The 17,976-nt window shown below is 65.1% G+C and carries 12 protein-coding genes and 1 pseudogene; 6 read left to right on the top strand and 7 right to left on the bottom strand.

Annotated features, from left to right (window positions below):
• The first annotated feature begins 52 nt into the window (after positions 1-52).
• On the top strand, positions 53-1,159 hold the full coding sequence (locus tag ACVW1B_RS06645; protein ID WP_456781142.1) for a DUF2336 domain-containing protein: 1,107 nt from the start codon (positions 53-55) through the stop codon (positions 1,157-1,159).
• Positions 1,160-1,300: 141 nt separating this feature from the next.
• Here the strand turns inward: ACVW1B_RS06645 and ACVW1B_RS06640 are convergent.
• The 3 genes and pseudogenes from ACVW1B_RS06640 to ACVW1B_RS06630 form a co-directional block, all read right to left on the bottom strand.
• Positions 1,301-2,469: pseudogene (locus ACVW1B_RS06640) on the bottom strand (IS4 family transposase).
• 298 nt (positions 2,470-2,767) lie between these two features.
• Complete coding sequence (locus tag ACVW1B_RS06635) at positions 2,768-3,406, bottom strand: NrsF family protein (RefSeq protein ID WP_028331662.1); 639 nt, start codon at positions 3,404-3,406, stop codon at positions 2,768-2,770.
• A gap of 2 nt (positions 3,407-3,408) precedes the next feature.
• Positions 3,409-3,954, bottom strand: a complete 546-nt coding sequence (locus tag ACVW1B_RS06630; protein WP_076833573.1) for a sigma-70 family RNA polymerase sigma factor — start codon at positions 3,952-3,954, stop codon at positions 3,409-3,411.
• On the opposite strand from ACVW1B_RS06630, the gene ACVW1B_RS06625 reads away from it, so the two are divergent.
• Both ACVW1B_RS06625 and ACVW1B_RS06620 read left to right on the top strand, forming a co-directional pair.
• The gene (locus ACVW1B_RS06625; RefSeq protein WP_456823097.1) at positions 3,908-4,963 is read left to right on the top strand and encodes a hypothetical protein; all 1,056 of its coding nucleotides are present in this window, start codon (positions 3,908-3,910) and stop codon (positions 4,961-4,963) included. The two genes, ACVW1B_RS06630 and ACVW1B_RS06625, sit on opposite strands and share 47 nt — an antisense overlap.
• Before the next feature lie 125 nt (positions 4,964-5,088).
• The gene (locus ACVW1B_RS06620) at positions 5,089-5,868 is read left to right on the top strand and encodes an enoyl-CoA hydratase (protein ID WP_076833105.1); all 780 of its coding nucleotides are present in this window, start codon (positions 5,089-5,091) and stop codon (positions 5,866-5,868) included.
• Positions 5,869-5,943: 75 nt separating this feature from the next.
• Here the strand turns inward: ACVW1B_RS06620 and ACVW1B_RS06615 are convergent, their stop codons facing one another.
• Entirely contained in the window at positions 5,944-7,815 is a 1,872-nt protein-coding gene (locus tag ACVW1B_RS06615) for an acetyl-CoA hydrolase/transferase C-terminal domain-containing protein (RefSeq protein WP_456821372.1), read from the bottom strand.
• A gap of 242 nt (positions 7,816-8,057) precedes the next feature.
• Between ACVW1B_RS06615 and ACVW1B_RS06610 the strand changes: the two genes are divergently transcribed.
• Positions 8,058-9,476, top strand: coding sequence for a TolC family outer membrane protein (locus ACVW1B_RS06610; protein ID WP_456781145.1), 1,419 nt, complete (start codon positions 8,058-8,060; stop codon positions 9,474-9,476).
• Positions 9,477-9,614: 138 nt separating this feature from the next.
• Positions 9,615-10,583, top strand: a complete 969-nt coding sequence (locus ACVW1B_RS06605; protein ID WP_456821371.1) for an amidohydrolase family protein — start codon at positions 9,615-9,617, stop codon at positions 10,581-10,583.
• On the opposite strand, the gene ACVW1B_RS06600 is transcribed toward ACVW1B_RS06605, so the two are convergent.
• The 3 genes from ACVW1B_RS06600 to ACVW1B_RS06590 all read right to left on the bottom strand — a co-directional run bounded on the left by ACVW1B_RS06600 (position 10,576) and on the right by ACVW1B_RS06590 (position 16,631).
• Positions 10,576-13,710, bottom strand: coding sequence for an efflux RND transporter permease subunit (locus tag ACVW1B_RS06600; RefSeq protein WP_225641774.1), 3,135 nt, complete (start codon positions 13,708-13,710; stop codon positions 10,576-10,578). The two genes, ACVW1B_RS06605 and ACVW1B_RS06600, sit on opposite strands and share 8 nt — an antisense overlap.
• Before the next feature lie 115 nt (positions 13,711-13,825).
• Positions 13,826-15,073, bottom strand: a complete 1,248-nt coding sequence (locus ACVW1B_RS06595; protein ID WP_456821370.1) for an efflux RND transporter periplasmic adaptor subunit — start codon at positions 15,071-15,073, stop codon at positions 13,826-13,828.
• A 151-nt stretch (positions 15,074-15,224) separates the two neighbouring features.
• Entirely contained in the window at positions 15,225-16,631 is a 1,407-nt protein-coding gene (locus ACVW1B_RS06590) for a CoA transferase (protein WP_456781148.1), read from the bottom strand.
• 122 nt (positions 16,632-16,753) lie between these two features.
• Here ACVW1B_RS06590 and ACVW1B_RS06585 point away from each other — a divergent pair, with 122 nt between their 5' ends.
• Positions 16,754-17,041: a hypothetical protein gene (locus ACVW1B_RS06585; protein ID WP_018270628.1), complete on the top strand. Its 288-nt coding sequence runs from the start codon at positions 16,754-16,756 to the stop codon at positions 17,039-17,041.
• Positions 17,042-17,976: the final 935 nt, after the last annotated feature.

Here is a 17,976-nt window from a genome sequence, read left to right as displayed (position 1 = left end):
ATTTCCCTCTTCGGCGCCGGAGAAGCCGTCGCCACCGCTCCAGGACAGAGTCATGAGTTTGAAGCCCGAGACCGCCCCCGAAAGTCTGCTCGACGAGCTGCAGACGACGCTCGCGCACGGCACCGTCGCACGCCGCGTCGAGACGCTGCGCCGCGTGACCGACCTCTTCATCAACGGCTCGGTGAACTATTCCAACGAGCAGATCGTGCTGTTCGACGACGTTTTCCAATGCCTGCTCGAGCACATCGAGAACTCGGCCAAGGCGCTGCTCGCCGACCGCCTCGCCCCGATCGACACCGCACCGCCGCAGACCATCCGCACCCTTGCCTTCGACGACCTGATCGAGGTCGCGGGCCCCGTGCTGACGCTGTCGCCGCGGCTCGACGACGACACCCTGATCGAAACGGCGCGCAGCAAGAGCCAGGCGCATCTGCTCGCGATCTCGAACCGCAAGACGCTGAGCGGCGCCGTCACCGACGTGCTGGTGCTGCGCGGCAATGACGAGGTGATCCAGAGCGCGGTCAACAATCCCGGCGCGGAATTCACCGAGCGCGGCTTCACCCGCCTGGTCAGCCGCGCCGAGGGCGACGACAACCTGTCGACCTGCGTCGGCCTGCGCCCGAACATCCCGCGGCATCTCTATCTCAAGCTGGTCGCCAAGGCCTCGGACGCGGTCAGGCAGCGGCTCGAGACCGCCAATCCGCAGCAGGCCAAGGAGATTCCGATCGCGGTGAAGGAAGCGACGCGGCGCGCGCGCTCGGCGCCGGCCGCCGTGACGCCGGACACCACGATCGCGCATGCCTTGGTCAAGTCGCTCTACCAGGACGGCCGGCTCGACGAATTCCAGCTCGCAGCTTTCGCCGAGGCCGGCAAGTTCGACGAGACCAATGCCTCGCTCGCCGCGCTCGCCAACGTCTCGGTCAGCGTCGCCGAGAACATGATGATCGAAACCCGCGCCGAGGGCGTCATGATCCTGGCCAAGGTCTCGGGCCTGTCATGGTCGACGGTGCGGGCGATCATCAACCTGCGCGACGACATCTCGGGCGGCGAGCCGACCGATCTGCAGGCATGCAAGGACACCTACGAGCGGCTGCGGCCGTCGACCGCGCAGCAGGTGCTACGCTTCCATCGCATGCAGCAGTCCGCGCCCGCGGCCTGATTTCCCGTAGCCCGGATGCAGCGAAGCGCAATCCGGGGACCTGTATCCGCGGATGGAGCTGCCCCGGATTTCGCTCCGCTGCATCCGGGCTACGAAGCTCTCTTCCCCTTCCCCCTGAAAGGCAGGGGTGTCCGGGGAAATTCAGGCATAGCGGAGCTCCATCTGGTCAGGTGAGATGGTTGATTTCCGACGGCTGGGGTTGATGGGCGGAGGTTTGTCGATGGCAGCGAGGGATCGACGCGTGAGCAGGAGCTGGCCGACGAGTTCGGCGAACCTGAGCGGGAGCATTTTGATGCAGTTGGTGTGAGCGGCGATGCGCAGCAGCAGGTAGGCAATCATCGCAGCGAGCACCTGAAGGCGGATCGCGTTGTCGTTGGCGCCGAGGAACTTGCGAATATCGAGATGCTGCTTGATCCAGCGGAACAGCAGCTCGATTTGCCATCGGCTCTTGTAGAGGGCGGCGATCTCGACGGCGCTACGGGCAAGGTCGTTGGTCAGGAGTGTGATCTTGCCGCCTTTCTCGCGTCTGATCTTGATGCGGCGGAGCGGGATTGGAAGGCGCGAATCGCCCTTGCTGGTGAGCTTCACCTCGTCATCGGCAAGGATTTCGAAGCCATCCCCGTTACGCTTGCGGATGGCGCGATGCCTGAGCGAGCGAAGACGGATGCTCGTCTTCGCCCGGGTAACGAAGAAAGCCTTGCTATCATATCATTGATCTTCTGCCACCAGTCGAAACGGCAATAGCCCTTGTCAAACACATAGGTGGTGGCGGGCTGGATTGGGGTCTGTCGGCCGATCTCGATGTCATTGACGTTCGCGGCCGTCATCTCGACGCAGGTCGGGACATCGCTCCTTGGGTCGTAGACGACATGCAGCTTCATGCCGCGGATGCGGCCGTTCCACGTCGCCCAACTGCAGACCTTGCCGAGCGGGATCGGACTGGCGTCGATCAGACGCACCATCTCCATGCCTTCACTCCGCAGCTGGCGACGCGCCATCGCCGACAGCGCCGCAAAGGTTTGCGCGAAAATGCCGATCGGACGGCGGGCATTGGCATCGGACAACGTCGAGCGCGACAGCTTGCCGGTTCCCAAGTGATAGTGATGCTGCGAATTGGCGTTGAAGCCAGTCACCACCCCGCGCAGACTGCTGTTGCCGCTAAGCTGGGCATAGATCAGCGCCACCAGATGATCCCAGCTCCTGAACGACTTGTCGTAGGCATCCCCGTCCAGACGATCCACAACCGTCTGAAACTGCCGTCGATTGATCGGTTCAAGCAGCCTTCCAAAAATGCTACCGCGATATCGCATGCTCGGCCCTCTGTGTCTCGACAACCAGAAAAGACCGATTTGCCTCGGTCCTGCCGAGCATGCACCGCGACACAGTGAATCATTCCCCGGACACCCCTGCCTGAAAGGGGGAAGGTCGGGATGGGGGTCAGCCGCAGGCGACGCTGCTCTTGGAGACAGCCGATCCCCACCCGCCTTGCTCTAACGAGCAAAGCGACCTCCCCTTTTCAAGGGGAGGTTAGGGCGCAGCCGGATTTCGCGGAGTTGTTATCGGGCGCGCGTTCGCGCGACCCGTTTGCTCCATCCGGGCTACGATTGCTCAATATCGTAGCGCCCGGTTTCCCATCAGCGCGCCGACGCTCGCGACGATCGCGGTCGCCAGCGTGTACCAGGTGGCGACGAACAGCGGCGAGTCATCCGTGCAGTGCGACGCGTAGACGGTTGCCGCGAGCCCTGCCGAGAGCAGGCCGGCTATCGCACCGGCGACCGCCGGCCGCGCCGGCGCGCCCTGCCGCAGCCCATACAGCGCGCCGACCAGCAGCGGCAGCGACATCGCGGGGATCGCGGTCATGCAGGCCATCGAATTCTTGCCGATCAGCCGCGTCATCATCGGCGTACGCTGCGGCATCATCATCTCGCCGCTGATGGCGGCGACGAGGATGCCGGCGGGAATCAGCAACCACCAGCCGAAGCCGCGCAGCGAAGCCTCCGGGCGCGACAGATGCAGGCTGACCGCGATCGCCGAGGCGGCCAGCGCCAGCGTCACGGCGAATTTTAGGTCGAAGAACGGATTGTGCATCGCGCTCATCACGTCGGGCCGCACGCCGAGTTCGGCGAAGAAGATCAGGAGCGAGACCGGCGCCGCCGCCAGCAGTGCCAGCATCAGCGCAAGACCGATCGGACGCGCGCGATAGGCATTGTCGGCAGCAAGGGTTCGAATGAGTTGATCGGTGTCCATGCTCATCGATCCCGTAATTTCGCAGTGAGGCTCGCAAGCCCGCGATGCAGCGCGACCCGCACCGCGCCCTCGGTCATCGAGAATTTCGCCGCGGTGTCCTTGATCGAGGCGCTGTCGACCGCGATCGATTGCAGCACCTCGCGCTGCCGCGCGGGCAAAGCCTGCAGCTGGGCGCTCACCTCGCCCGGCGAGGCCGTCGGTTCCGGTGTTTCCCCGGGCAGCGTCTCGGCGAAATCATCGATGTTGACGAAGATCCGCTTGCCGCGGCGGCGCAGCGCGTCGATCAGCTTGTTGCGCGCGATCGCGAACAGCCAGGGCGCGAACGCCGCGCTGGTGTCCCAGGTCTGTCGCTTCAAATGTACCGCCAGCAAGATGTCCTGCACGATGTCCTCGGACTGATCGACCGGTTGTCCCGCGCGCGCCAGGCCGCGGCGCGCCGCAGCACGGAGTACCGGCGTGATGGCCTTGAGCAGGCGATGGTACGCCGCATCATCGCCTGAAATGGCCGACCGCATCAGGCCGGTCCATTCATCCTCACGTTCGCGCACGCAGGCTCCTGAATTGCAATTCGGCCGATCTTTCAGTTCGTTACGCGGCACGCCAGACGATCACGAATTCGTGATCTCTATTCTCCGGCAAGACCGCGCCGAGGATCGGCCTCAAAGAATCGCTCCAGCGGGTTTCCAGACGTCACGGCTCATAACACCGATCGGTCCGACAAACATCGGTGCTGCTGCCGTCGATGGGCCACTGGGAAGAAATTGCCCAGCTTTTGCCCCCGGATGCCCGAAGATTCCCTTTTTCTGCCCCGGTGTGGACACGCAGCGGGGTCTCTTTTCGCCCTTGGGCGGGCGACATGGGGAGATCATCAAAATGAAGATCAAAGCCAGCGGGCGCTTGGCATTGATGGTTGCGACAGGACTGACAGGGCTTCTTGTGTGTCTCGCGGCTCCGTTGCCGGCGCATGCGGCCGGATCGGACGCATCGGCATCGAAATCCGACAGCGCAACGACCGACAAGTCCGCCGGGCAGAGTTCGCGGCATGGCCGGCGCTCGGCACGCCACCGGTCCTCCAGGACCACTGACAAGACCGCCGACAAATCCGACAGCAAGAACGCCACCAATAACGACGCCGGCAGGGTCACCTCGGCAGGCATTCCCGCTACCGTCGCCAACGCCAATGCGGAGCTGACCTCCGGCGACGACAATGCAGCGGCGACGCCGGTGAAAGCCAATGTGTTGATTGCCGCGGCCGACAAGCCCGCAGATCAGTCCGACGGTAATGTGGTCGCATCCGACCAGCTCAACGAGGTCGACCGCGCCCTGCAGCAGGAGCAGCCGGCGGAACAGCCGCAGCCGGCCCAGCCGCAGACCGCTCAACAGGAGGCATCGCCGGCGCCGCCGCCGACGGTTGCCGTGGCTGCACCCAAGCCGGCCCCGGTTCTGGCGAGCAGCGACAGCGCGAGCTGGGACCAGACCTCGCTGATCGGGAAGATCTTCATCGGGTTCGGCGCTTTGCTCACGGTGGCCTCCGCCGCGCGCATGTTCATGGCCTAGCGGAGGCACCTGCGGTGCGGCGCGGGGGGGCGCCGCACCGCAGCCCAAAGCCTCGTTTCAGCCACTTGAAGCGCATCCCGTCAGCGGGCACATTGCCCGGCAAATCAGGCACGGGGTTTGCGTCCATGGCTACGTTCGAATTCATCATTGTCGAAAGCAAGGGACCGGTCGGCGTCATCACGCTGAACCGGCCGAAAATGCTGAATGCGCTCTCGTTCGGCGTGTTCCGCGAGATCGCCGCGGCGGTCGATGATCTCGAGGCCGACGACAAGATCGGCTGTATCCTGATCACCGGCAGCGAGAAGGCCTTCGCGGCCGGCGCCGACATCAAGGAGATGCAGCCAAAGGGCTTCATCGACATGTTCAACAGCGATTTCACCGCCATCGGCGGCGATCGCGTCGCCCGTTGCCGCAAGCCGACCATTGCCGCGGTCGCGGGCTATGCGCTCGGCGGCGGCTGCGAGCTCGCGATGATGTGCGACATCATCATCGCCGCCGACACCGCCAAGTTCGGCCAGCCGGAAATCACCCTCGGCACCATTCCCGGCATCGGCGGCACGCAGCGCCTGACCCGCGCGATCGGCAAGTCGAAGGCGATGGACCTCTGCCTGACCGGACGGATGATGGATGCGGCGGAAGCCGAGCGCTCGGGCCTCGTGTCGCGGATCGTGCCGGCCGACAAGCTGCTCGAGGAGGCGCTCGCGGCAGCCGAGAAGATCGCCTCGATGTCGCGTCCGGCCGCCGCGATGGCCAAGGAAGCCGTCAACCGCGCGTTCGAGACGCCGCTCGCAGAGGGCATGAATGTCGAGCGCAATCTGTTCCACTCGACCTTCGCGCTCGAGGATCGCTCCGAGGGCATGGCGGCGTTCATCGAGAAGCGCAAGCCGGTCAACAAGAACCGCTAAAGCATGATCCGGAAAAGTGCGAAGCGGTTTTCCGGACAAGATCATGCTCAAACAACAGGCTAAGGCGCGACGATCTCATCGCGCTTTAGCCATTCGGCTCCGTTGCAAAGCCGCGGTGACGAGCGCGCGATAGGCGCGCTCGGCGAAATGCGTCGGCTTGTCGAGACCGAGCCGCGCCAGGCATTCGCGGTCGGGGGCATCGGGCGGATGCCGCATGCCCTGCCACAGCAGGCCGGCGAGTTGCAGCGGCGTGTGCTGCGCCTGCTGCAAGATCTGCAAGGCCGGAATCAACCGCTGCTCGACATCGGTGAAGTCGCTGCCGAACGGGAATGACGGCAGCAGCCCGGCATCGCGCGCGGGCCTCAGCGCATCGCCGATGCGCTCGGGATAATTTTCGCGATGCGCCGCAGGAATCTCGTAGCTGCGTTGCAGCTTGCCGGCATCCTTTGCCCGCCGCATCAATTCGCCCTGGAAGCGGGAGTCCGAGACCTGCAGCATCGCGGCGATCACGTCGGCATCGGATTTCCCCCTGACGTCGGCAACGCCATACTCCGTGACAAAGACATCGCGCAGATGCCGCGGGATGGTCTCATGTCCATAGGACCAGCGGATGTTCGACTGCGCTTGCTTGCCGGACTGACGGGTCGCCTCCAGCGCCAGCACAGAACGTGCGCCCTCGAGCGCGAATGCCTGCGCCACAAAATTATACTGGCCGCCGACCCCGCTTACGACCTGGCCGTCCTCGAGGCCGTCCGAGATCGCAGCGCCGAGCAGCGTCGCCATCATCGCATTGTTGACGAAGCGCGCATCGACCCGGGCGCGACGCTTGCCGTCCTCGTCGCCGAAGATCTCGTTGGTGAAGGAAACCGGCATCATCTGGATTCGCGCCAGCCGCTCCGGTGCCATCTCGCGCAGCACCCGGTAGAATGATGGCGGGCCCAGGAAGAATGCGCCGTGCAGGATCACGCCGCCGACCTCGCGCTTGAGGATTCCGGCGTCGATCAGCCCGAGGAACGCCTCGAACAGCATCTCGCTGACGCCGTAGAGCCCCTTTTCGAACGACCCAGTCTCGGCCGCGGCGAGTTGCCCGGTACCGGGCGCAAGGCGCTGCATGATGCCGTGGAATTCGGCGTTGTCGCGATGGCGGACCACGAGCCCCTGCGCCAGCGCGTCGCCGACCTGCCCGATGCCGATCTGCAACGTGCCGCCGTCGCGGACCAGACCGGCGGCATGCAAGCCGATCGCATATTTGGTGTCGCTGATCGGCTCGGACGGCGGCGCGAACAGCGGGAAATCGGTCTCTGGACTGTCGAGCACCGCGGCGAATTCATCCGCCGGCAGGTCGCCGGCGCCGGGCATGAACGGCAGCTCGGAATTGACCTGGCCGATCAGCTTGAACGACGCCCGCCCCTGCGCACGGGCGCGCAGCACGTCGAGCGTGGTGTCGGTGTTGCAGCTCAGGCTGTAGCGCGGCGCGCCGTCGACCATGCGCTTGGCAACTAGCTGAGGCACGACATTCAGTCCGCGCGACAACAAATATGACGCCGCATGGGTGTAGTTGGCGGAAATGTAGTGCTGTTGCGCGAATGGCTGGTGCAGCCACTGCCCCGCGAGGAAGAAGAACTCGATCACCTTGATGTTGGGCGGAAGTGCGCCAAGATGCAGCGCATCCGCATAGGCGAGATCCGGATAGCCGCCGAACAGGCGATCGATCACCGGACCGATGAAACGCCGTTCGAGCAGGCTCTTCGGTTTCGGCTTTTCCAGCGTCAGCGCGGAGAACAGCGTCAGGTTGATGGAGCGGTCGGCCACTGCTCGCGCATACAGCGCGTTGACGATGTGGTTGGCCTTGCCGAGGCCGAGCGGCAGCCCGACCACCAGTTCGGTTCCGACGTCACGAATGATGTGCTCCGCGATCGCCTCGGGGTCGGAGAAGAATATCGGCATCAGCAATGGACCCGGACGAGACGGTGGATAACCGGCATCGTTGAATCGACGGCCGGCGGTTCAAACTTATACTTCATATGACCGATACGTGCGCCTGTGACGAACCGGCAACAGACAAGAACTGAAATGATGTGCAGATGTCGCGCGGCGGTTTGTCTGTGGCGGCACCGCCCCGTAAACAGGTAGATGTGTCGGCGGCGTCGGCGGGGGCGCACTGCCGGAGTTTTGGTTTGCGGGATCACATGGTTGAGCGTGCCGCGAGGGTCGGCGACGTAGCGAGGCGCGTGCTTTTGTCGGGCATCGGCCTTGGCGTGCTGGCATGTGCGCTGCTGACGGAGACCGCGGCCCGCGCCGAGAGCCTGCCGGAAGCCCTGGTCAAGGCGTATCAGACCAATCCGCAACTCAACGCCGAGCGGGCGCGCCAGCGTGCGACCGACGAGAACGTGCCGCAGGCGCTGGCCGGCTACCGTCCCCAGATCATTGCCGGCCTGTCGGTCGGCCTGCAGGCGGTGCGCGACCAGCTGCCCGGCAATGTGATCCAGACCGCAACGCTGAAGCCGTGGCAGATCGGCGTCACGGTGACGCAGACCCTGTTCAACGGCTTCAAGACCGCCAACAGCGTCCGCGTCGCCGAGTTGCAGGTGCAGTCCGGCCGCGAGGCGTTGCGCAATGTCGGCCAGGGTGTGCTGCTCGACGCCGTCACCGCCTACACCAATGTGCTCGCCAACCAGACCCTGGTCGAGGCGCAGCGCGCCAACGTCGCCTTCCTGAAGGAGACCCGGGCAATCACCGAACGGCGCCTCAATGCCGGCGACGTGACGCCGACCGATACCGCACAGGCCGAGGCACGGCTCAACCGCGGCCTCGCCGACCTCAACGCCGCCGAGGTCAATTATGCGATCAGTCAGGCCACCTATGCGCAGGTGGTTGGCAGCGCGCCATCCCAGTTGCGTCCGGCCGAGACCATCGACCGGCTGCTGCCGCGCAGCCGCGAGGATGCGATCGCGCTCTCGCTCCGCGAGCATCCCGCCGTCACCGCGGCAGGCTTTGACGTCGACGTTGCCTCGACCACGATCCGCGTCGCCGAGAGCAGCCTGATGCCGAATGTCTCCGTGCAGGGCAGCGTCAGCCGCAGCCGCGACACCGACACCACGCTCGGCAGCTTCGGCACCGATCAAGCCTCGGTGATCGGTCAGGTGACGCAGCCGATCTATGACGGCGGCACCGCCGCATCGCAGACCCGGCAGGCCAAGGAGGTCGCGGCGCAGAGCCGGCTGGTGCTGGATCAGGTCCGCAATCAGGCCAAGACCGCCGTGGTCAGCGCGTGGGTCGCCAATGAGGGCGCCAAGATCGCGGTATCTGCCTCGGAGTCCGAGATGAAGGCCGCGGAGGTTGCGCTGGCCGGCGTGCAGAAAGAAGCCGCGGGCGGCCAGCGCACCACGGTCGACGTGCTCAACGCGCAGCAGGATCTGATCACCGCGCGAGCACGGCTGATCGGTGCGCAGCGCGACCGCGTGATCGCCTCCTACACGCTGCTCAGCGCAACCGGGCGCCTTGACGTCAAGACGCTGAACCTGAAGACGCCAGACTACCTGCCCGAGGTGCACTACCATCAGGTGCGCGACGCCTGGCACGGCCTGCGCACGCCGTCGGGACAATAGGCATCGTGGAACCGTTCGCACCGCGAACGGGCCCTTCCCGCCCGCTCTCTCCGCCGATAACCTCCGCCCCCGCCGGCAACCCATAATGCCGGCGCGCGTATGACGCGCATAACAGCCGAGCACGCAGGGAGACGTCCAATGCTGACGCGACGCGATATGATGGTGGCTTCCATCGCAGCCGGAGTGACCATGACCAGCAGCAACGCATTTTCCAAGGCAGCGCAGCCATCGACCGCGGTGAATTTCGACATGCCCGCCGGAGCGTGCGACTGCCACACCCACATCCATGGCGACCCCGAGAAATTCCCGTTCTTCGCCGGCCGCGTCTACACGCCGGAACCGGCCTCGCCGGAGGAGATGAGCGCGCTGCACAAGGCGCTCCATGTCGAGCGCGTGGTGATCGTGACGCCGAGCGTCTATGGCCCCGACAATTCGTCGACCCTGTTCGGCATCACGGCCCGCGGGCCAACCGCACGCGGCGTCGCCGTGATCGACGACAAGACCAGCGAGAGCGATCTCGATGCCATGAACAAGGCCGGCTTCCGTGGCATCCGCCTCAACCTCGCGACCGGCGGCGTCAACGATCCCAATGTCGGCCGGCAGCGCTTCTCGGCCGCGATCGAGCGGATGAAGGCGCGCGGCTGGCATGTGCAGCTGTTCACCAGCCTCGCCATGATCTCCGCAATCAAGGACCTTGTCGCTACAGCGCCGGTGCCGGTCGTGTTCGACCATTTCGGCGGCGCCGAGGCCGCGCTCGGTACAGGCCAGCCGGGATTTGCCGACCTGCTCGCGCTGGTCAAGTCCGGCAAGGCCTATGTCAAGATTTCCGGCGCCTACCGCGCCTCCAAGCTTGCGCCCGATTATGCCGACGCCACGCCGCTGGCGCAGGCACTGATCGCAGCCAATGCCGAGCGCATCGTCTGGGGCACCGACTGGCCGCACCCGGATTCGGTGACGCCGCAAGGCAGGAAGGTCACCGACGTGACGCCGCTGTTTCAGATCGACGACGGCCGCCTCCTCAACCAGCTTCCGGTCTGGGCGCCGGATGCCGCGATCCGCAAGGCGATCCTGGTCGACAACCCGGCGCGGCTCTACGGCTTCACCTGAGGCTGTCCTTCGGCCGGCGCGAGAAGTAGGAGATCAACACCGGCAGCGTGATCAGGATCACCAGCGGCGCCAGCATCATGCCGGTGACAACGACGATGGCGAGCGGCTTCTGCACCTGCGAGCCGATGCCCTCCGACACCGCCGCCGGCAACAGGCCGACGCCCGCCACCACGCAGGTCATCAGCACCGGACGCAGCTGCAGCTCGCCGGTGCGGATCACCGCGCGCATCCGGTCGTAGCCCTCGTCGATCAGCTGGTTGAACTGCGACAGGATGATGATGCCGTCCATCACCGCGATGCCGAACAGCGCGATGAAGCCGATCGCCGCCGAGACGCTGAACGGAATCCCCGAGATCAGAAGCCCGAGCACGCCGCCGAAGATCGCCATCGGGATCACGCTCATCGCGAGCATGGTGTCGACCATCGAGCCGAAATTGAAGAACAGCAGCACCGCGATCAGCGCGAGGCTGATCGGCACCACGATCGACAGCCGCCTGATCGCATCCTGCAGATTGCCGAACTCGCCGACCCACTCGACACGCGATCCCGGCGGCAGTTGCACCTGCTCGTCGATCTTCTGCTGCGCCTCCCGGATCGCGCTGCCGAGGTCGCGCTCGCGCACCGAGAACTTGATCGGCAAATAGCGCTCCTGCTGCTCGCGGTAGATATAGGCCGCGCCGGAGATCAGGTTGATCGAAGCCACTTCGGAGAGCGGGATCTGCGTGATGCCGCCATTGGCGTTGGCCACCCCGATCCGCAGGTTCTGGATCGCCTCCGCGCTCTTGCGATATTCCGGCGCAAGGCGGACGATGATCGGGAAGTGCCGGTCGCTGCCGGGCTCATAGAGGTCGCCGGCGCTGTCGCCGCCGACCGCAACCCGGATCGTGGCGTTGATGTCGCCCGGTGACAGGCCATAGCGCGCGGCGCGCGCGCGATCGACGTCGATCTGGATGGTCGGCTGGCCGAGCGAGGTGAACACCGCAAGATCGGTGACGCCCTGCACCGTCGACAGCACCGACTTGATCTTGTTGGCGGTGTCGGTCAGCGCCTGCAGATCATTGCCGTAGAGCTTGATCGAGTTCTCGCCCTTCACGCCGGACACCGCTTCCGACACGTTGTCCTGCAGATACTGCGAGAAATTGAATTCGACGCCCGGGAATTTCTCCTGCAACTGCGCCAGCAATTGCGCGGTCAGCACGTCCTTGTCGTGAGTATTTGGCCATTCGCTGGCCGGCTTCAGCGGCGCGAAGAATTCGGCGTTGAACAGGCCGGCCGCATCGGTGCCGTCGTCGGGACGGCCGTGCTGCGACACCACCGATACCACCTCGGGACGGCTGCGGATCAGCTTCCGCATCTCGTTGACATAGGCATTGCCCTCCTGCAGCGAGATCGTCGGCGGCAGCGTGGCGCGGATCCACAGATTGCCCTCTTCCAGCTTGGGCAGGAATTCGAGGCCGAGGAAGCGCGCGAAGATGATGGTCATGACCACGAGGCCGGCCGCGCCGGCCATCACCAGCTTGCGGTTGGCGATCGCCCAGTTCAGCACCGGCAGGTAGATCGCGTCGAGCTTCTTGACGATCCAGGTCTCGGTCTCGTGGATATGCGCCGGCAGGATGATCGCGCTGAACGCCGGAGTGACCGTGAACGTCGCCAGCAGCCCGCCGGCCAGCGCGTAAGCATAGGTGCGCGCCATCGGGCCGAAGATGTTGCCCTCGACGCCGGACAGCGTGAACAGCGGCAGGAACGCCGCGATGATGATCGCCGCGGCAAAGAAGATCGAGCGCGACACGTCGGCGGCCGCCGACAGGATCGCGTGGCTCTTCATCCCCATCACCGTGTCCTCGGAGATGTGGCTTCGCTCGTCTTCCGACAGCGCGGTGGTCTGCGACAGCCGGCGGAAGATCGCTTCCACCATGATCACGGTGGCATCGACGATCAGGCCGAAATCGATCGCGCCGACCGACAGCAGATTGGCGGATTCGCCGCGCAGCACCAGGATGATCACGGCGAAGAACAGCGCGAACGGGATCGTCGCGCCGACGATCAGCGCGCTGCGGAGGTCGCCGAGGAAGATCCACTGCAACAGCACGATCAGGAGGATGCCGACCACCATGTTGTGCAGCACGGTGTGGGTGGTGAGCTCGATCAGGTCCTTGCGATCGTAGATCCGCTCGATCTTCACGCCGGGCGGCAGGATCGAGGAATGGTTGATGTCGTGGACCAGCTGCTCGACGCGGGAGATCGTCGGCGAGCTCTGCTCGCCGCGGCGCATCAGGACGATGCCCTGCACGATGTCGTCGTCATTGTCGAGGCCGGCGATGCCGAGCCGCGGCTTCTCGCCAATCGTGACATGGGCGATGTCGCGCACCAGCACCGGATTGCCGCCGGACTGCGAGACCATAGTGTTGGCGAGGTCGTCGATCGAGCGGATCAGGCCGACGCCGCGCACCACGGCCGATTGCGAGCCGATGTTCACGGTGTTGCCGCCGACATTGATGTTGGCGTTGGACACCGCCTGCAGCACCTGCGGCAGCGTCAGTCCGTTGGCGACCAGCTTGTTGAAGTCGACCTGGATCTCGTAGGTCTTGGTCTTGCCGCCCCAGCCGGTGACGTCGATCACGCCGGGCACCGCGCGGAAGCGGCGCTGCAGCACCCAGTCCTGCAGCGTCTTGAGGTCGAGCACGCTGTAGTTCGGCGGTCCCTTCAGGCGGTAGCGGAAGATTTCGCCGATCGGGCTGAGCGGCGAGATGCCGGGCAGCACGTTGCCCGGCAGCGGCGCGAGCTGCGACAGGCGGTTGAGCACCTGTTGCAGCGCCTCGTCATAGGTGTAGTCGAAGGAGAACTGCAGCTTGACGTCGGAAAGGCCGTACAGCGAGATGGTACGGATGGTCTTGAGGTTCTTGATGCCGGCGACCTGGGTCTCGATCGGGATCGTGATGTAGCGTTCGATCTCCTCGGCCGAGAGGCCCGGGCTCTGCGTCACGATATCGACCATCGGCGGGGTCGGATCGGGATAGGCCTCGATGTTGAGCTGCTTGAACGCGAGCAGGCCGCCGATCAAGACGGCCACGAACATGGCCACCATCAAGTAGCGGCGATTGACGGCAAGGGCGACGAGGCGATCCATTCAGATCGGCGCTTTCAACTGGAAGGGAATTTTCTTGTTGAGCGTGATCTCCGCGCAAACGCGTTGCGCGTTTGTCGCGAGGGAAAACCGCTTCCCACTTTTCCGGATCATGCGCTTAGGTGCCTGATGCGGCGCGGTCGATGAAGAGGCTTCCCTTCGTCACGATCTGCTCGCCCGGCTTGAGGTTGCCGGCCACCTCGACGAGGTCGCCATTGATGAGGCCGGGCTTGATCTGACGCAGCTCGATGGTCTTGTCGTCGGCCCTCGCGACCCAGAGCCGAACCTGGTCGCCCTCGTAGATCAGCGCCTGCTTCGGCACGCCGACTGCCGGGTGATCGCCCTTCGAATACAGCGTCACATTGGCGAACATCTCGGGCTTCAGCCGCTTGTCGGCGTTGTCGATGGTGGCGCGAACCAGGAGCCGGCGCGAGGTCGCGTCGATCGCCGCGGCGACATAGTTGACCCGGGCGTTCAGCGTCTTGCCCGGCAGCGCCATCACGCTGAAGGTGAGGTCCTGGCCGACCGCGACATTGTCTGCGTCGGATTCGCGGACAAAGGCGATCAGCCAGACCGTCGACAGATCGCCGATCACGTAGACCGGGTCGCTGGCGCCGGTCGAGACATACTGGCCGGGACCGGCCTTGCGCTGGACCACGGTGCCGCCGATCGGCGCGAACACCGTCGTCTCCGGATTGAGGCGGCCCTTCTGCCGCAGCGTCGTGATGTCGTCGTCGCCGAAGCCGAGAATGTGCAGCTTGTTCTGCGCCGCGTCCAAAAGCGTCTGCGCCGAGCGCGCATCGTTCTGCGCTTGCACCAGCGCGGTCTGGGCCTGCTGATAATCCTTCAGCGGGATCGCCTTGCCCTCGGACAGATCCTTGGCGCGCTTCTCCTGGATCTGCGCCAGGTCGAGCGCCGACTGCGCCTTGTTGAGACCGGTCATCGCCGCGATGTAGTCGTTCTGTGCCTGCACGGTGTCGGCCGCCTCGATCACGAACAGCGGCTGGCCCTTCACCACGGCATCGCCCGGCCGCACCATGAGGCGGGTGACGCGCCCGGTATAGGGCGAGTAGACCGGGGTGGAGCGGTCCTCATCGATGCCGATCTTGCCCTCGGTCACCAGCTCGGAGCGGAAGGTGTGCTCGCTCACGGTCTGGAAGGTCAGGCTGGCCCACTCGGCCGCCGACGGCGCATAGCGCGCGCCGCCCTTGCGGGACTGGCTGGAGACTTCCGAAGATGTCTGCTTTTCCGAGCCGAAACGCGTGTAGCCATAGGCACCCGCGCAGGCAACCGCCAGCAGCGCCGCGGCCACGACCAGGCGCGGGCGGCTAAAGCTCTGCATTCTCTTGGTAAACTCTTTCACCATGCGGTCCGCGGGGTCAATCGTTGCAGCATCCGGCGGGACGGCCCCAGCGGTGCGCTAATAGTGCTGAATTGGCGTCTCAAACAACCTAAAAATCGCCCTTCGGCGATGCCTGTCGTTAAAGTTTGCATAGCCTGAACGGCAGCTGAATGTCTCATCCGGGAAACTCCGGGGCAGGAAACTCCGGAGGGTGGCTGCCGAGCGGCATGGCCGGACGGGACCAATGGGCCGGGGTCCTGGACAGCACGGCGGCATGCCGGACCGAGCTCAGCGTGCCAAAGCCTGACGGCAGCCGTTCGATGAAGGGCTGCACCGCATCCGCCTTCAGGTCCTCGGTCGCAAGGCCTCCTTCGAGGCGGCCGAGATTCCACAGCCAGCGTCCGGTCTGCGCCAGCGATACCCGGACGTGCCAGCTGCCGCCTTCGCGGGCCTGGCGGGCCTTCGCCATCATGGCACCGAACGCCATGAAATATCCGGTGGCGTGGTCGAGCATCTGGGCCGGCAATTCCTTCGGCCCATCTGTGCCGGCCGCCTGTCCTTCGGCATGATTGAAGCCGGTCGTGGTCTGCACCAGCGAGTCGAAGCCGCGGCGCCCGGCCCACGGGCCGGCATGGCCGTAGGCCGACAGTGTCACATAGACGATCCCGGGATTGATCCGCGCCGCTTCCTCCGGCGAGAAGCCGAGCCGCGCGATCGCCTGCGGCCGATATCCCTGCGAGAGAATATCGGCCTGCGCCAACAGCCCCTGCATCACACCCCGCCCCTCCTCGCTCCGCAGTTCGAGGAAGCTCGTGAGCTTGCCGCGGCCGGTGTCGATGGTGAGCCAGGGGATCGCCGGCAGATCGGGACCGGAGATCAGGAGTACGTCGGCGCCATGCGCCGCGAGCGTACGGCCCGCGACGGGACCGGCGATTACGCGCGACAGATCGAGCACACGGATGCCGGCCAGCGGCCGGTTGCCCGCGGGCCACGGCTTCGGTGCGGCCTCGCCGATCTTCTCGATCGAGATCAGCGGCAGTTTTGCCAGTTCTTTGGCATGCGTCGTCGCCGACCACTCGTCGTGCGAGCGCATCAAGGCGACGACGCCGCCGGCGGCGTAGGCCGCGGTCTCGAACGCCTCGCCGTCCCATTGCAGCAGCGCGGCCTGGACCTCGTCACGCTCGGCGTTGCAGCCGAGCACCTTGCAGACGGCGTCGCGATGATGCGGGAAATTGGTGTGCAGGCGGACAAAGCGGTTGTCTTTGACACGATAGACGCCGGCGATCTTGTCCCAGGCCGGCGGCGGCGGCTTGTCGTCGACGCGCAAATAGCGCTCGCTGCGGCATTCGACGACGGCATGGCGGATGTCGACCGCGACGTCCTGCTGCTCGCCGCTGCGGGCCTTCCAGATCTCGGCCGCGGCGAGGCCGGCTGCTGCGATCGGCGCCTGCGCTGCGGCTGCGACCCGAAACGACGACGGCAGCTGCGGCTCGCTGCCGGTCAATGTGACCGCATCGAGCGCGGCCGGCGCGCCGCCGGCGCCGGTCCAGACATCGGAAAGGATTTCACGAATGTCCTGCATGCGCATACCCGTTTGCGATTATCCTATGCCCGAGCATGATGACAAAAAGGCGGTGCCCGATCCCAACAATCATTTCCGGCCCTGCTTATATCCAGCTCTGCCCGACCCACACAGGAGTTGCAATGGCTGCCATCGATCCTCTCACCGCCGGCGCTGTCTTCCTCGCGACCGCAGCGACCGACGCGGTCTATGTCATGTTCACCTCGGCGGTCGTGGCGCGCAAGCGCGTGCCGGCGGCGACCTGGAGCAGCGTCTGGTATGTGCTCTCCTCCTATGCGGTGATCAGCTACACCGAAAACTGGCTCTACGTCGCCTTCGCCGCCCTCGGCTCGTGGGTCGGCGCCTATGCATCGATCACCTTCCTGCACCGCCCGCCGGGCGGACCGCCGGTCGGCGCCGCGGTGGAGTAGCATGCAGCGGCTGAGGAAGTCATCCGTCGTCGATGCGACGTGGGGCCCGTCCGACAGGGACCGGTTGTAAGCTACGTGTCAGCATTGGCGTGTAGGCTACGCGTTCGCATTCACGCGACATCAGTCGATGAACTGGTTGGATGGACAATGGCGCGTTCGCACCGCATGAACTCGGAGAACCCATACGCCGCGGCACCCGCGCATGCGGGTTTTGAACCGAGAGGACACGTCCTCCGCCGTCGTCCCGGCGAAGGCCGGGACCCATACTCCGCAGCGGGTGTTGTGAATGGGACTCGTCGTTCCGGCGTCGCGCAAGACAATTCCCATTTGTGGTTATGGGTCCCGGACGACACTGAATTTGTTACGGCATCGGTGGCATGCACCCGCGTTCTCGCGACATGATCTGTCCGAGCTTTGCATTTCGTTTCGCCACTCTGGAAACAGAGGGCGCAGGGAAAGCCGGGTGCCGATCGCACCCATGGGCCCCGAGCAATGGGTAGAAAGCTCGGGGGTAGGACCACAGGTGTAACCGGAAACAACCCGGCTTTCCCTGCGCGATGGCTTACGGCTTATACGTGCTCTCCCCGGCGAGACTGGGCTTTGTTGTCACCATCTTCAACGCGCATCGCGCAATGCGAAAAGACACCTACCGCTAGGGCGTCAGGCCTGCACGATTTCGCCGTCCGCCTCATGCGCACTCGTCAGTTGCGCAATCAGCGTCCACCGCATCTCGACCCACGTTCGTGACGACCGCGAAGCGCCCCTCGATCGGGTGAGACGGGCATATTGAACATCTGAGTTGGGTCTGCCGTCAAGTCAAATTCCGGAAAGCCGAAGAAAATATTCGGGGATCGACGGCAGAGGATGGGATTGTTTCGTTTCGCTCGCGATAACGTGGATAGAGGATACCGTCATCCTGAGGTGCGCGCGCTTGC

The organism is Bradyrhizobium sp. USDA 4502 (assembly GCF_054063355.1).
This window is presented reverse-complemented; position numbering and strand designations above follow the sequence as displayed.